Source organism: Picosynechococcus sp. NKBG15041c, from assembly GCF_055380235.1.
In genome coordinates, this window is record NZ_AP040363.1 from 2,327,047 (window position 1) to 2,341,358 (window position 14,312).

A 14,312-nucleotide genomic window follows, 5' to 3' on the forward strand; every position below is an offset into this window, starting at 1 on the left:
AATGGCGGCGGCGTTGCTTATTAAAACCAAAGGGATATATTACTATAGCCCGTTGGTGGCTTCTAGCCACTGGGAAAATAATTCGTAAATCTGGGCTGGTGCTTCGTCCTGGGGGCAGTGGCCTAAACCGGGCAGTACTGTGAGGTTGATCTGGGGATTGGTGGCCGCGAGTTTGGGGGCGATCGCCACGGGGACAAAGCGGTCTTGTTCACCCCAGAGGATGAAGATGGGGCATTGCACTTGGGCGAGAACTTCAGCCATCGGTGGCGCGAAACCCGGTTGGCCAACGCGGCGGCTAAGGGCCACAAATGCTGTATCGGCATCTTGATCGCAGGTGGGAGCTTGGACGATCGCCAACAGTTCGGCGTCAATCTCGGGCCAAGAAGGATAGGCCAATTTCAACCAATTTTTCAACACCAGCGGTTGCCGGGCCAAGCGAAAAATCAGTTTTAGCAGCCAAGGTTGCATCGCACTGCGCTCGAGGCCATTGACAATCGGCCGCAGAGGTTTGGGTAACATCGCTTGCCGCTGGGCCACGTCGGGCACACTCAACAGGGCGATCGCCTGCACCTGATTTTTAGGATTTTGTCCTAGGGTGGCACACACAAGAGAACCTAAAGAATTACCCAGAAGAATCACGGGCCGCCGCACGACCAACCGTAAAAAATCTTCTAATTGCTCTGTCCAGAGGGGCACGCCAAAATTTGCTTCCCCCTTCCGGGAACCACCAAAGCCTAACAAATCTACAGCATAGACATCCCGATCCTGGGCCAACTGTGGGATCAACCCCCGCCAATGTTCTAAAGCGGCCCCAAATCCATGGAGGAGTAAGATTGGCGATCGCCCCCGTCGGTCAGAACTCCGCCAAAAACTATAGCGGATTTGCCAACCCCGCCAGAGCCAGCTGCGCTGTACCCCAATTCGTTGGGGCCAAGACTTCAACTCGGTTGGGGAATTTTTTTCTTTTCGATCCTGGGCGATCGCCATCATTATCATCATCCTCAGCTTGGGGAAAACATAAAATTTTGTCGCTAAAATCCCCCCCATGACGTAACGAAAAGGCCGCCAATGAGTAAAATGGGCATAGTTCTCAATTTCTATTGATCCTAATTCAACCTACTTTACCGAATCGTAATAACATTCAACGCATAGCCTGTGAAAGATAAAAGACGCGTAAACCGTGACCTCCCGAAAATTAACGAAAGAATTCGTTTTCCAAATATTAGAGTCATCAGCGGTGACGGGGAACAACTCGGTATCATGACCCCCGCCGAAGCCCTAGCGGTCGCTGAAGAAGAAGACCTTGATCTAGTTCTGGTGAGTGAAACCGCAAAGCCGCCAGTGTGCCGGATCATGGACTACGGGAAGTATAAATTCGAACAGGAAAAACGCGCCCGAGAAGCCAAAAAAAAGCAGCATAACGCAGACCTCAAAGAGGTTAAAATGCGCTACAAAATCGAAGAACATGACTACCAAGTCCGGGTGAATAATGCCCAGCGCTTCCTCAAAGCCGGGGACAAAGTCAAAGCAACCATCACCTTCCGGGGACGGGAAATTCAGCACTCCAACCTTGCCCAAAAACTCCTCGATCGCATGGCTAAAGATCTCGAAGAGGTCGGCGAAATTCAGCAACGCCCGAAACGGGAAGGGCGCAACATGATGATGATCCTCGCTCCGAAAAAATCCAGTTAAGCCCGACCAGAGCGGTCACAACCACCGTTAAACAGCCTTCTAAAGGGGAGTAGATTGAGCTTATGGGCAACGCTACTCCCTATTTTTATGGGGCGATCGCCCCGAGCTGGCTCTTTCTCCCTGGCCATGGCGCCAAACCTTTTTTCTTTCACCGTCACACTGTTCCCAAGGCTCCCTTTCCGCCCACCCCACCCGTCCCCAAAGGATCCCGCGATATGGTTATCTGCCCCCAGTGCATCCAAGCAAATCCGTCAGAAAATCGCTTTTGTCAGTATTGCGGTACGCCTTTAACCGTTCCCTGTCCCCAATGTGAAGCGCCAGTACGCCTACAACAAGACCAGTGTGATATCTGCCAAACTTGGTTAAACCAGCCGCTCCAAGCCCTCGTGTTAGATGGTTCAATAGATTTGTTCCAAAGCCGAGAAACCTTAGATGAAGAGGGCCGCTATCATCTCGCCGATCCCCCAGAGATCCGCGCCCAGACGTTTCCCTGGCTCAAGGTCATGGATACGGCCCCCGATGCTTCTTCCTATCTAGAAGAAACCCTACAACAGGAAACGGAGGCGTTTCATCGTCTTGAGGCGACAGATAAGGCTAAAATCTCTGACCCACAGCTATGGGTAGATATGGGCATTCCGGCGATCGCCCGCCATTATCTCAGTCTCCAAGATAGTTTTAGTACCTTTCCGAAGCTTTACGATGCTTGGATTCGACCAGACCACCAAATCTTGCTGTTTGAGCACCGCCAGGATCTCTTAATTCCCCTCGAAGCTTACTGCGAAGCAGAGACTCCTTTATTAGAGCAACTCTTGCAATGGTGCTTCCAGATGGTGCAACTCTGGCGCGAGCTTGTCCCGATTCAATGTTGTCGGACCCTCTTGGAACCCACAAATCTGTATCTAGATGAAGATCAAAGTCTGGTGGTGGAACAACTCCTCAATGATGATCCAGAAAACCCCCCAGCCCTTGAACAATTGCCCCAACTTTGGCAAACATTGTTTTCTTTGGGGGAACAATCAGAATGGCAGCCCCTCTACGCCCTAACCGAGACCGCCCAGGAAGGCTCATTCAATACGGTGTCCCGTCTCAAAAAGGCGCTGCGAGACCTCGCCCCGGAGGGCATCGCCGAACTTTTAACCCCAGGAGAACTAGAAGCGGTTGAGCTACAGCCCGGAGATGTGATGACCCTGGATGATTTGCCTTTGGCCGCAGATCTAAACCCAGAAGAGCTGGCCCTTGACATCGAAGGTTTGGATGAGTCGTCAACGTCTGAGGATGGGCCAGCATATCCCTTGGACATAGAAAATTCAGAGGGAAATATTGCGTCGGCAGACTTTCAATCCTTTACCTTCCCGGAGGAAGAGGAAGCCTCAACGGTGGTCTTACCGATGAACCTAGTCAGCCTAGAAGATGCGGGCTTAACGGACATCGGCCAGGAGCGGGATCACAATGAAGATTATTTTGGGATTCGCACAAAAATCGAAAAGCAAGAAAATCTCCTAGGGAGACAAATCCAAGGCCGGGGTTTATATGTCGTCTGTGATGGCATGGGAGGCCATGCGGCGGGGGAAGTGGCCAGCGCCATGGCGGTGGAGACGATCCAGGATTTTTTCCAAGAACATTGGGGAGAAACATTACCGGATGAGGCGATGATTCATGAGGGAATTATCAAAGCCAATGATGTGCTCTACAGAATCAACGTCAGAAATTCCCGCTCTGGGAGTGGCCGGATGGGGACAACCCTGGTGCTGCTGTTGGTACAAGATAATCAGGTGGCGATCGCCCATGTGGGCGACAGTCGCATCTATCGGGTGAGCCGTAAGTGGAACCTCGAACAAGTCACCGTAGACCATGAGGTGGGCCAGCGGGAGATCCACCGGGGGGTTGACCCAGACCTTGCCTACGGACGGCCCGATGCTTATCAGCTCACCCAAGCCCTCGGCCCCCGGGAAAATAGCTTTGTGGAGCCAGATATTAACTTTATTCACGTGAATGAAGATTGTCTATTTTTGCTTTGTTCTGACGGCCTCTCGGACAATGATTTAATCGAAGAAACTTGGAAAGAGTCCCTCTTACCACTCCTCAGTTCCCGGGCAAATTTAGAGGAAGGGGTGCGGGAGCTGATCGCCCTGGGAAATAAATACAATGGCCATGACAATATCACTGCAGTTGTGGTGCGCCTGCGGGTGCGGCCAAATCTGGGGCTGCAATGAGCATCTCGGTGATTATTCCCGTCCTCAATGAAGCGGCGGGGATTACTCAATGTTTAGGACAATTGCTTCCATACCAAGGGACCGTAGAAATCATTGTGGTAGACGGGGGTAGCCAAGACAACACCTGTGATCTGGTGCGCCAATTTCCGGTGATCTTGCAGGAAACAAATGGTGGCCGTGGCAAGCAAATGAATCAGGGGGCAGCGATCGCCTCGGGGGAGATTCTACTGTTTCTCCATAGTGATACCCAGTTGCCTACCGGCTTTCCGGCCCTGGTGCAAACAACCCTTGCCGATGCCCAGGTGATCGCAGGGGCTTTTCCGTTGGCGATCGCCGATGCCCGTTGGTCTCTGCGCTTGGTAGAAAAAATGGTGCAATGGCGATCGCAAATTTTTTCCTTGCCCTATGGTGACCAAGGAATCTTTCTCCGGCGTCGTGACTTTGAGCGTTTAGGGGGCTATGCCGAGTTAGCGATTATGGAAGATTATGAGTTCTTACAACGACTCAAGAAACAGGGGCAGATCCGCTTGACGGAGCATCCTGTACTCACTTCGTCCCGGCGGTGGCAGAAACTCGGGGTTTGGCGCACCACTTGGATTAACCAAAAAGTTATTCTTGGTTACCACCTAGGCGTTGATGCCGAGGTTTTACGGCAGTGGTATCAACGCCAGATGACCCCAAGCACCTAGATTAGCGACGGTCTTTATTGGCGCCGGCGAATGTTGTCGAGCTGCTCACGGATGCGATCGCAAAAACTATAGAGTTCATCCAGGGCGTTGAGGGAGGCTGGGTTAATCTGGCTGCGCAAATAAATATGGCGCAATTTCCGCTCTAGTCGTTGGGCAGATTCGACAGCATCATTGCCCAGTTCGTCCATTTGTTGCTGTTGATAAAAGACCAGGGCCTGGCCCCGCAGCACTTGTAGGGTGCCTTCTTCACCATATTGACCAGGCATTACCCGCAACCGCAGCAAGATCCGCTCTCCCTGGTAATATTGCTCCATTTCTACCTTCTTAGGACGGTCAACGGGGCCTGGGGGGAGATGGGCCAGCCGCTTAAATTCATCTAAGACGCCATGAAACGTTGCCTGGGGAATCCCCGACAGCATCCCCTTCATCAAACCGCTTTCACTCAGGAGAATGCGGCCTGATTGGGCGTGGTTTTCAAAGTAAAGGCGGCCAATGCCCTCTGTGAGAATTCGCCCCAAAAGCTCTTGGTAAAGTTGCGCCGCTGGTAAGTGGGTGAGGTTCCCGAGGGGAGTGTTTAAATATTGGGGTGAAACTTGCAGTTCATCGACATCGGGATTAAACCCTGAGGACGATTGGGGCGATCGCATCTGTACCGGGCCCTTGGGAATAACGATGGCTGGCATATGGCGAAAAAACTCAGATAACTCCGTATTTACCGGAGCTTGGAGGGCTGTTGTATCTCCCGCAAAAGCGGCTGTGTCTTCTTCTTTTTCGGAATCAGCATTTGTATCTTGAGGCGGCGTCCCAGAAAACATCGGTGGTGGCCCATCTTCCATCACAAGGGTCGCCCGTTCTGACAGGGGCACTTCGGCAGCTTTTGGGGCTGCCGGAGGTTTGCTTTTCGGCTGTTGATTCGCCCGTTCGCTACTTTGGTGATATTTCAGGTAAGAAGAAAGGATCAGTTGGTAGGTTTTTAGATCTAGCTGTTGGCCGACAAGCTGTAAATCCCCCCGGCTTAGGAGCTTATGGATAATTGCCGTCACGTTAGCGCGCTGGGGATCGACAATACCGAGAGTCAAGCGACGCCCCTGGAGAATGAGGGGAAGAATCTCATATTTGCGGCAAATATTGAGGGGTATATAGCGATCAATCAGCTGAAAGGTTTGTTCTAAGTTGAGATTAGACCAGGTAAACGGTTCGATGGCGATGGGCAGGGGGGCTGGCATAGGAGCGTCCGGGGAGGCAACAGATATTTTTATAGGGGATTGTTTTTTTAAAGCCTAATGTCGAAAATTGATCGCCTATTGTAAAGCGAATGCTGACAGGGAAATAGGAAGAAAGCAATAAGATTGATATTCAGTGTAGCGCTTTTATTCCAGGGGCAAAGGCGATCGCCCGAGGAAGTGTTGGCCAATGTGTGACTGCTCTAGATAGCGTTGCTCGGGAGCCGCGATCGTTACGTTTCGCAATCTCTGAATGTCATGAACTGGCGACCCCATCCTCAAGGTTTGACCCTGAATCTTCTGGCTCCAGAGGTGATCCCCGAAACATATTGCAGTAAATCAGGCGATCACTTCCCTTGTTGGCCCCATCATTGTTACAGAAGTTGATTTTTCCATACCTTCCGTAAAACAAAGCCATCTTTTGTAACTTCATACTTCTTCGGGCAGGCAGAGCAGGCCGATTTTCAGTTCCTAGAATGGGCCGTAATCAACCTACCCAATGTTCTACCCAGGTAGAGCAATCCCATCGATAAATATGGCTTCTCTCAACCTTGCAATCAACGGTTTCGGTCGCATTGGCCGCCTCGTTCTCCGCGCCGCCTGCCAACAGCCAGACCTAAACATTGTCTGCATCAACGATCTCATTTCCCCTGCACAAATTGCTTACCTGTTGAAATACGACTCTACCCATGGCCGTTTTCCTGGCACCATCAAAGCCAGTGAGGATGGCATCTATGTCAATGGCCGCTTTATCCATTGCACCATGGCCCAAGATCCCAGTACCCTACCCTGGGCCCAGCATCACATCGATTATGTGATTGAAGCTACAGGCCGATTCTGTGACTTTGCTGGCGCGGGCAAACACCTAGATGCTGGCGCCAAACGGGTAATTATCTCTGCTCCTGTCCGTGAACCCCAGCGTATTCCCACTTTTGTGATGGGGGTAAATCACCACACCTATGCCCCTGCCCGTGACCGGATTGTCTCCAATGCCAGTTGCACCACCAATTGCCTTGCGCCCATCGCAAAGGTCATTCACGACAACTTTGGTCTAGCCGAAGGGCTGATGACCACTATCCATGCGATGACTGCGACTCAGCCGACTGTTGATGGTGCAAATAAAAAAGACAACCGCAGTGGTCGCGGCGCAGGTCAGAATATTATCCCCGCTTCCACTGGGGCAGCCAAGGCCGTGACATTAGTATTGCCAGAACTAGCAGGGAGGTTGACCGGAATGGCAATGCGCGTCCCAACGCCCAATGTATCGGTAGTCGACCTCACATTTCGTACGGAGAGACCAACATCCTATGGGGCAATTTGTGAGGCGATGCGAGACGCGGCCCAAGGTGAACTGCAAGGAATTTTGGGATATACCGAAGATGATGTGGTTTCTACTGATTTCAGAGGTGATTCCCACTCAAGTATTTTTGATGCTGGGGCCGGGATGGGCTTGAATGATCATTTCTTTAAGGTCGTGGCTTGGTATGACAATGAGTGGGGTTATGCTAATCGTATTTTGGATCTACTCCTCACCATGGCAGCAAAAGAAGTCGCGATGGCGATCGCCGCTTAGATTCACCCACAAAAATCCCCCTAGACCACCATGGTGGCGGGGGACTGGGGCGATTTTAAAGCTTTTTAAGCAGTGGGTTGCCTGACTAACTGCCTTGGTGGTGATCCAGCTTAGGGAAATTCGTATCAAGGGACGCAAGTGCTGCTGGATCGCCAATCACCGACTTCATCCCCTCCAGGGTGGACATCATATTCCGGGGGTCTAAAAACATGACCTTACTGCTGTCACTACGGCCGATGGTTTGGCTCATCTCCAAGTATTGCTGGGCCAAGATAAATTGCAGCGCTTCGCCAGCCGTCGGGTTGCCTTTCAACTGCTGTGCCAAAATTTGCATCGCTTGGGCAGAGGCTTGGGCCCGCATGACTTCTTCCTGACGCTTTGCCTCTGCCCGCATAATAATCGCTTCTTTTTCTGCCTCCGCCTGGAGGATCGCTGCTTTTTTCTGAGCCTCGGCTTCGAGCACCTGGGACTCAGCACGCCCCTGGGCGGAGTTGACTGCAGATTCTCGTTCTCCTTCAGACGTGAGGATCGCCGCCCGTTTTTTTCGTTCAGCGGCCATTTGTAGTTCCATCGAATCTTGCACCGCCTTAGAAGGCACGATGTCCCGCAGCTCTACCCTGGTCACTTTCACGCCCCAGGGGTCGGTAGAAATATCTAATTCTCGCAGTAAAAGTTCATTGATCTCAGTGCGGGCAGTGAACGTTTCGTCTAGTTCGAGTTTTCCCATTTCTGAGCGGATTTGGGTGAGCACCAAGTTCACCATCGCTGACTGGAGATTTTCGACCTTGTAATAGGCTTTGTACATATCGACGATCCGCCAGTACACAACGGCATCGACACTGATAGAAACATTATCGCGGGTAATGCAAGACTGGGGAGGAACGTCTAATACCTTTTCACGGATGGTTTCGCGGTAAACGATTTTGTCGATAAAAGGGGTGACGAAATTCAGGCCTGGCTCCAAGGTTTTTTTGTAGCTGCCAAGACTCTCGACCAGATATTGATTTTTTTCGTTGACAATTTTGACGGAGCCAAAAACAGCGGAACCACCCAGGACTAATAGGATAAAGACTAAAGGATTCATCAGAGTTGGCCTCGATGCGTGGTGAATAGATAAAGTTTTTTTCAGGCTAACGCAGGAGTCTGGGGGTGAGGCCCTTCTGTTGTGGAAAAGTTACGTGGTGGCAGAAAAAAGGAGAATCAGCACTGGGCTAATTCTCCTGTGAATTTCACTAGATCAGGGGTTAGTTGGCAAAGCCGGAATTGTATTCATTAAAGGATTGGATCGGTTTTTTCAGGTTGTCCCCTTCCCGCAGGGGCAGATCGAGGAGTTTGCGAAAAGTGTTATCAATTTTGTTGAAATCGCTTTGGCCGACTTCATCGAAGATGACGTTACCTTTTTCATCGAGAATTACGGTCTGGGGGATCTTGCCGCTGTAGTAGTAGCCAACTTCATCTTTGGTGTAGTTTTTTTTCTGGGGAATGGCATCGATCGCCACGGGGATAATGCTAATCACTTTTTCGTAGTAGGACTGAATTTCAGAAACAATGGGCGCAAAGCGCTTGCTGTCGCGGCTATCGTCGGCATAGAACACGAGCATTGCAGGTAGTTCTCGTTCTCGAGTTTCTTTCAGGGAAAGGCGCGGTGGCACAAGGGAGCCGTTGCCGGCATAGAGGACAAATACATTGCCATCGTAACGGTCGTCATCGAGGCTGGCCCAGGCGGGGGTGACACACAGTGATAGCGTTGTTATCAGAATAACGAGGCAGCTAAGGAAGATGTGTTTGGGGGAAGGGCACTGGGCTTGCATCATGGAATTTGTGCTGTAATCTAAGGGGTTTTATAAAAAGCTTTATCAACTTGACGGGGATCGCTATGGTGAATTATCGCATTAGCCTAGGGGCATGGGTAGGGCGATCGCCTGAAAACCTAAGAAAAAATGCTTATTGATATTGGTTGATTACGTAGTCGTGGCGACAGGGGAACAGCAGCAGGATGCGGGAAGAACAACAGGCGCTTTTTTTTCGACAGTTGGGGGCCACCCTCAAGTCGGGGATGGGCTTGGGCCATGCGGTGGGATTGTCTATCGGCGAAATTCCCCGGCGGGAGCGGGCTGCTTGGCAGGGGGTAATGCGACGTTTAGAGCGGGGCTATAGCCTTAGGGACAGTTGGCAGGGGGTTCAATCTCAGTTTTCGGGGTGGGCGATCGCCTTAATGGAAATTGCCGAAACCAGTGGTGCCTTGGTGATCGTCTGTGGGGATATCGCTGAAACCTTAGGGGAAATGGCGGCGCGGCGGCGGCTGATTCGCGGGATGATCCTACGCACTTTCTTAATGTTTTGGTCTTGGGGGATGGTGTTTAAGCTGATTTGGGGGGGCGGCAATTTTACTAAGGATCTGGCTATGACTGGCTTGGGTTTGGCGATCGCCTTACTCATTTTTTTTGCTCTAGCCTTTACCTGGCAACCCCTGCGCCGGGGGCTACGACATCTTCCTCCCCTGCGTGGCATTACCCAGCTCCAAACATTAATCCATTTGGGTTATCTACAACTGCCCCTCGATTGTGGGTTACCGCTCACGGCGGCGATCGCCTGGTTGGGCCAAGGCTTCCCTGACCTTGATCTCCAGCGTATTTGTCAGCGGGTGGAACCTCAAATCCGCCAAGGCACTGACCTCACAACGGCGATCGCACCCTATTTTTCGCCGATGGTGTTGCAAATTATCCGCTCCGGGGAAACGGCCGGGACTTTACCCCTGAGCTTTAGCCAAATTCGTCAATATCACGAACGGGAATTAAGTCGCCGCTTCACCTTGCTCCGGGTGCAGATTTTATTATTAAGCCTTTTGAGTTTCGGGCTATTTGTGGCAATTTTAGGGGCAACCATGATCCAATCAATTTTTCAGCAATTGGATGGGCTTTAGGGGAGGAGATTGTTGAGATCTGACATTGGTAAACCCCCTCCCCTAGCCCCTCCCTTGGGGGAGTTAACCCTGGGGCAGATAATTTTCTTGAATGGCTGCCACCACCCGGTTGAGACCCACGGAATTGGAGGCCTTGAACAAAATGCGATCGCCTGGCTGGATATTGTCTAAAAGGTGTTGAATGAGGCTGTCATGATCTGGGAAACATTGACGGGGGATGTCGGTCGCCCCCTGGGCGATCGCCTGGGCTTCGGGATCATCTACCAAAACATAGAGCTGGTCGAGGGCAAGGGCCTGGGCTTTTTCTCCCACCTGGGTATGGAGTTGCGGGGAAAATTCCCCCAATTCTTTCATCGTCCCCAAAACCGCAAGATGGCGATCGCCAGGGGTTTGTCGGAGGAGCTCCAAGGCGGCAAGCATCGACTCTAGGCCCGCATTGTAGGTTTCATCGAGGAGCAAAATATCATTGGGGAGAGAAATCCGTTGCGATCGCCCCTTCGGCATGGCAAGGGCAATGCCCGTGGTCAAACGTTGCCAGTCGAAACCCAACACCTGCATCACCCCCAAAGCCGCCAAATAATTCAGGGCATTGTGCTGTCCGGGGAGGGGCACAGGAAATGTCTGCTGGGCGATTTTGATCTGATCTGGCGCCAGGTACTCCCCTTGCACATTCCCCTGGGTCAAACCGTAGCGAATGGTGCGTCCTGACCAGACCGTTGCCGCCGTGGTCATCAGTAGATCGTTGTCGGCATTGAGAATGGCCACACTGTCCTTGGGCATAAATTCCAGCAATTCACATTTGGCTTTGGCGATCGCCTCCCGGGAGCCCAAACGACCGATATGGGCGGTCCCCACATTGGTGATAATGCCGATGGTGGGTTGGGCGATCTCCGCAAGGCGTGCAATTTCCCCTGGGCCGCGCATCGCCATTTCAATCACGGCAAAATCATGGTCTGGGGTGAGCTTGAGCAACGTTTTGGGGACACCAATTTCATTGTTAAAATTCGCCTCAGTCTTCAGGACCTTTCCCTGGGTACCCAAAACCCCTGCAACTAATTCCTTGGTGCTCGTTTTGCCCACAGACCCCGTAATCCCAATCACAGGGATTTGGAACTGTTGCCGCCACCAAGCCCCCAAGTCTTGATAAGCTCTGAGGGTATCGGCCACCACCCATTGGAATAAATCTGTCTCCACCGGGCGGCTCGTGATGCAGGCGATCGCCCCAGCTTCTTGCGCTTGGGTGAGGTAATCATGGCCATCAAATTTTTCCCCCGCTAAGGCCACAAACAAATTTCCCGGCTGGATATCGCGAGTATCTGTTGAAACCCCTGTGACCGTCGCCAGCGGCATTTTTTCAGGCGATCGCCGCAGATTCTCCCCTAAAATTGCCGTCAATTGAGCCAAAGCCAACACCATACCCATAATGCCCAGGATCTCCCCTAGAAACGTTTCTAGGCAATCTTACGGGATTTTGGTTGCTCCAGAGTGATATTTATCACCACCAATGTGGTGGTTTTCTCGTAGCATTGGGAAAATTCTTTTAATCTCTTAACCCACCAAACTATTCCCGTCTAACCCCAGACTGGACCAACCGCACCCTCAGAAAATAACCTTCAAGCATTTCCTCGGCCTGTATTCAATCTTCAGCAAGAAGCAAGAAAATATAAATATATTGCAATTCTCCTTTCCGTCTAGTTGCCGCCTAATATAGAAGGTAGAAAGTTCTCTCCTTTTTTTACTGTCGCCTAATTATTTGCGAAACTAGCCTATCCTTTACCCAGTCCCCTTACCAGCGTGACGAACGTAACTCCCATTGCTTCCTATCTCGGACAAACCCACTCTGCCGAGCAAGAGCTTTATGATTACCTCCTGCGCGCCGTCCAGAGCCATACCCCCGATGAACTTCTCCAGGAATTTCAATGGTTTCTCATTGAAGGTCGTCAAGCGCCTACCCCAGAGTTACACCAAGCCTTAATAACGGTTCTCAAAGCACCAGGGGCAGAAGAAAATTTTAAGTTCATTCTGAATCGCTGCTGTCACATCATTATCAATCGCTGGCAGATTCACCCCCAACTACAAAAATCTATTCCGCAGCTGATTGATCTTTTCAAAACGATCTCGCCGCCGACCCCAAGCACGCCCCGTCTCACCCGCTTACACCGTCAATTGGTCGCAGATTTTAGCGCCTCAGAGCAATATTTAACGCTGCAACGCTTGGCCCTGGTCATCAAGGGGGAAGAGGAAAACAAAAAAAAATTCACTTGGAAGGATGGGAAGGATGAAAGTGTTTCTGTTGGGCAACTCATTCAGCGCTATCCTTACCTATACGAACACTGTCTCTTGAGTGAAAATAGCAGTGTTGAAAACCAACAGACAGTGCGTCAAATCCAAGCGAGGATGCAACGGGGCTTTGAATTAGATCTGTCGAAATATGTTATGTATCAGGTGCGGCTTGCCCAGCTCACCCGGCGAAATCATTCCATTAAGGATGCGAAACAATTAATCCAGGGGGTCCAAAACCCGACTTTGTTGACGGAGCGAGAATTGGGCACGGCCCTAAAATATTTTGTGGGCAAGCCAGAACAGGGACGTAGTTACCGGGACCTTTCTCAATATTTTCTCCGTCGCACGGCCGAAATAGTTTCCTATGAAGACTTTAAGCAGGAACTATTTGGCTATTTGATTTCTAGTGTGGATCAAAAATATGGTCGGTTGCAGTTTAATCAGAAGCTTTACCAAAAACTGCAAACGATGTTGCCAAATTATGACCAACAGAAACCAAATGAGCTCTTAATGATGCGGACGGCAAGTCAATTGTTGAATTTTTTGATTGTCGAAAGTCCCCAGCGGCCAGAACATTACGTTTTTGTGGACATGATTACAAATCTCGGCCCGACGGTCACCGTTGCTTTACTTCTTAAGTTGGTGTTGATGTGTGGCAAAGCAAAGCCCCATCTAGAAAGACGCTTTTCGATTTTGTTTAGTCACTACGAATCTCAATCTCAAGATGGCGTACCTTGGTTGATTAAATCCCTCGAAAATCTCCACATCGCTCTCAGTGTGCACTTCGGCAATGCAGATGTCTCGTTCCTTAAGCAGATTATGTAGGGTTCGTGACGGAGACTTCTGGCATGGGAGAGGGCTGGACGATTAGTACGGAACAGGGGGCATGGTGCAAAACGTAGTTACTGACGCTGCCGAGGAAAATTTCCCCAAGGCCACTTAGCCCCCGGCGACCGAGAATAATCAGGTGGATGTGATTTTGTTTAGCGATCGCACAAATGGCTTGGTTCGGGTCACCAATTTGGTGTGTGGTCGTGGTGTGGGGAATCCCTCGGCGGTGAGCTTTATCGGCAAGGCTCTGTAGCCAATTTGTCACATTATCTACATGACGCTGAAATTGTTCTTCCTGTTGGGCGATCGCCGTTGTGTCAATCATGCCACCATAGGCAGCGAGGGCGCCAATCTCGGGCATCACCACGGGTTGGGGCTGAATGCAGTGGAAAATGGTGAGTTCTGCCTGAAATTTTTCCGCAAAATTAAGAGCTTGATCGAAAATAGCAGTATTTTCACTCGGATAGTCTAAGGCAACAAGGATTTTTTGGATTCCCATAACCGGAGAATCTTGGGGAGTAGAAGTCGGCAGCATTGTCGGGTCCTCCAATGGTGACGAAAAAACATCTTTTCTATTTCCAGTGTGTCATCTTTCTAATAAATTCCTGTGTTCTTGAGAAAAAAATTCATAGAATTCATGGCTAAGTAAATTTGGAACATAACAACACTCTTCTGACTCCTTTAGGTACAAGTTGCTGAAAAAATATTAAAATCCCTAATCTGTTAAATGAAGTTAAATAAAAGTATGCGCCTTCAGTTCAGGTAGAGTATATTTATTGTAAATAAGCTTGTTTTTGATTTCTTTATACATCCTCTACAATATGTAAGTTTCCATAAAATATGTATCCCTTAAAGGTTTTTCTGGACAAGGTTAGTAAATGTATC

Annotated in this window: 13 protein-coding genes; 6 read left to right on the forward strand and 7 right to left on the reverse strand. The window is 50.4% G+C overall.

Features of this window, described 5'->3' with window-relative positions:
• Positions 1-42 precede the first annotated feature (42 nt).
• Positions 43-999, reverse strand: coding sequence for an alpha/beta fold hydrolase (locus tag ACZ45B_RS11210; protein ID WP_236612398.1), 957 nt, complete (start codon positions 997-999; stop codon positions 43-45).
• A gap of 156 nt (positions 1,000-1,155) precedes the next feature.
• Here ACZ45B_RS11210 and infC point away from each other — a divergent pair, with 156 nt between their 5' ends.
• From infC to ACZ45B_RS11225, 3 genes are all read left to right on the forward strand, one after another.
• Entirely contained in the window at positions 1,156-1,692 is a 537-nt protein-coding gene (gene infC, locus ACZ45B_RS11215; protein WP_024545093.1) for a translation initiation factor IF-3, read from the forward strand.
• Between the two features lie 62 nt (positions 1,693-1,754).
• A complete protein-coding gene (locus tag ACZ45B_RS11220; RefSeq protein WP_236612399.1) occupies positions 1,755-3,905 on the forward strand; it encodes a serine/threonine phosphatase in 2,151 nt (716 codons plus the stop codon).
• Positions 3,902-4,594 (forward strand): TIGR04283 family arsenosugar biosynthesis glycosyltransferase, encoded by a 693-nt coding sequence (locus ACZ45B_RS11225; RefSeq protein WP_024545095.1) that lies wholly within the window; start codon positions 3,902-3,904, stop codon positions 4,592-4,594. The genes ACZ45B_RS11220 and ACZ45B_RS11225 overlap by 4 nt, the downstream gene beginning before the upstream one ends.
• A 14-nt stretch (positions 4,595-4,608) precedes the next feature.
• Here ACZ45B_RS11225 and ACZ45B_RS11230 read toward each other — a convergent pair whose 3' ends face one another.
• Entirely contained in the window at positions 4,609-5,820 is a 1,212-nt protein-coding gene (locus ACZ45B_RS11230) for a GspE/PulE/PilB domain-containing protein (RefSeq protein WP_024545096.1), read from the reverse strand.
• 144 nt (positions 5,821-5,964) lie between these two features.
• Positions 5,965-6,093 (reverse strand): hypothetical protein, encoded by a 129-nt coding sequence (locus tag ACZ45B_RS11235; RefSeq protein WP_255325997.1) that lies wholly within the window; start codon positions 6,091-6,093, stop codon positions 5,965-5,967.
• Positions 6,094-6,352: 259 nt separating this feature from the next.
• Between ACZ45B_RS11235 and gap the strand changes: the two genes are divergently transcribed.
• A complete protein-coding gene (gene gap / locus ACZ45B_RS11240; RefSeq protein WP_024545097.1) occupies positions 6,353-7,390 on the forward strand; it encodes a type I glyceraldehyde-3-phosphate dehydrogenase in 1,038 nt (345 codons plus the stop codon).
• A gap of 85 nt (positions 7,391-7,475) precedes the next feature.
• Here the strand turns inward: gap and ACZ45B_RS11245 are convergent, their stop codons facing one another.
• Together ACZ45B_RS11245 and ACZ45B_RS11250 are read right to left on the reverse strand one after the other, a co-directional pair.
• On the reverse strand, positions 7,476-8,474 hold the full coding sequence (locus ACZ45B_RS11245; protein ID WP_024545098.1) for an SPFH domain-containing protein: 999 nt from the start codon (positions 8,472-8,474) through the stop codon (positions 7,476-7,478).
• A 160-nt stretch (positions 8,475-8,634) separates the two neighbouring features.
• Entirely contained in the window at positions 8,635-9,204 is a 570-nt protein-coding gene (locus ACZ45B_RS11250; RefSeq protein ID WP_051352890.1) for a thylakoid membrane photosystem I accumulation factor, read from the reverse strand.
• Positions 9,205-9,386: 182 nt separating this feature from the next.
• Between ACZ45B_RS11250 and ACZ45B_RS11255 the strand changes: the two genes are divergently transcribed.
• The gene (locus ACZ45B_RS11255) at positions 9,387-10,313 is read left to right on the forward strand and encodes a type II secretion system F family protein (RefSeq protein WP_024545100.1); all 927 of its coding nucleotides are present in this window, start codon (positions 9,387-9,389) and stop codon (positions 10,311-10,313) included.
• Positions 10,314-10,376: 63 nt separating this feature from the next.
• Here ACZ45B_RS11255 and ACZ45B_RS11260 read toward each other — a convergent pair whose 3' ends face one another.
• The gene (locus ACZ45B_RS11260; protein ID WP_024545101.1) at positions 10,377-11,735 is read right to left on the reverse strand and encodes a UDP-N-acetylmuramoyl-tripeptide--D-alanyl-D-alanine ligase; all 1,359 of its coding nucleotides are present in this window, start codon (positions 11,733-11,735) and stop codon (positions 10,377-10,379) included.
• Positions 11,736-12,107: 372 nt separating this feature from the next.
• Here ACZ45B_RS11260 and ACZ45B_RS11265 point away from each other — a divergent pair, with 372 nt between their 5' ends.
• On the forward strand, positions 12,108-13,421 hold the full coding sequence (locus ACZ45B_RS11265; RefSeq protein ID WP_096418763.1) for a hypothetical protein: 1,314 nt from the start codon (positions 12,108-12,110) through the stop codon (positions 13,419-13,421).
• On the opposite strand, the gene ACZ45B_RS11270 is transcribed toward ACZ45B_RS11265, so the two are convergent.
• Positions 13,414-13,962 (reverse strand): universal stress protein, encoded by a 549-nt coding sequence (locus ACZ45B_RS11270; RefSeq protein WP_051352891.1) that lies wholly within the window; start codon positions 13,960-13,962, stop codon positions 13,414-13,416. The two genes, ACZ45B_RS11265 and ACZ45B_RS11270, sit on opposite strands and share 8 nt — an antisense overlap.
• Between the last annotated feature and the right edge of the window lie 350 nt (positions 13,963-14,312).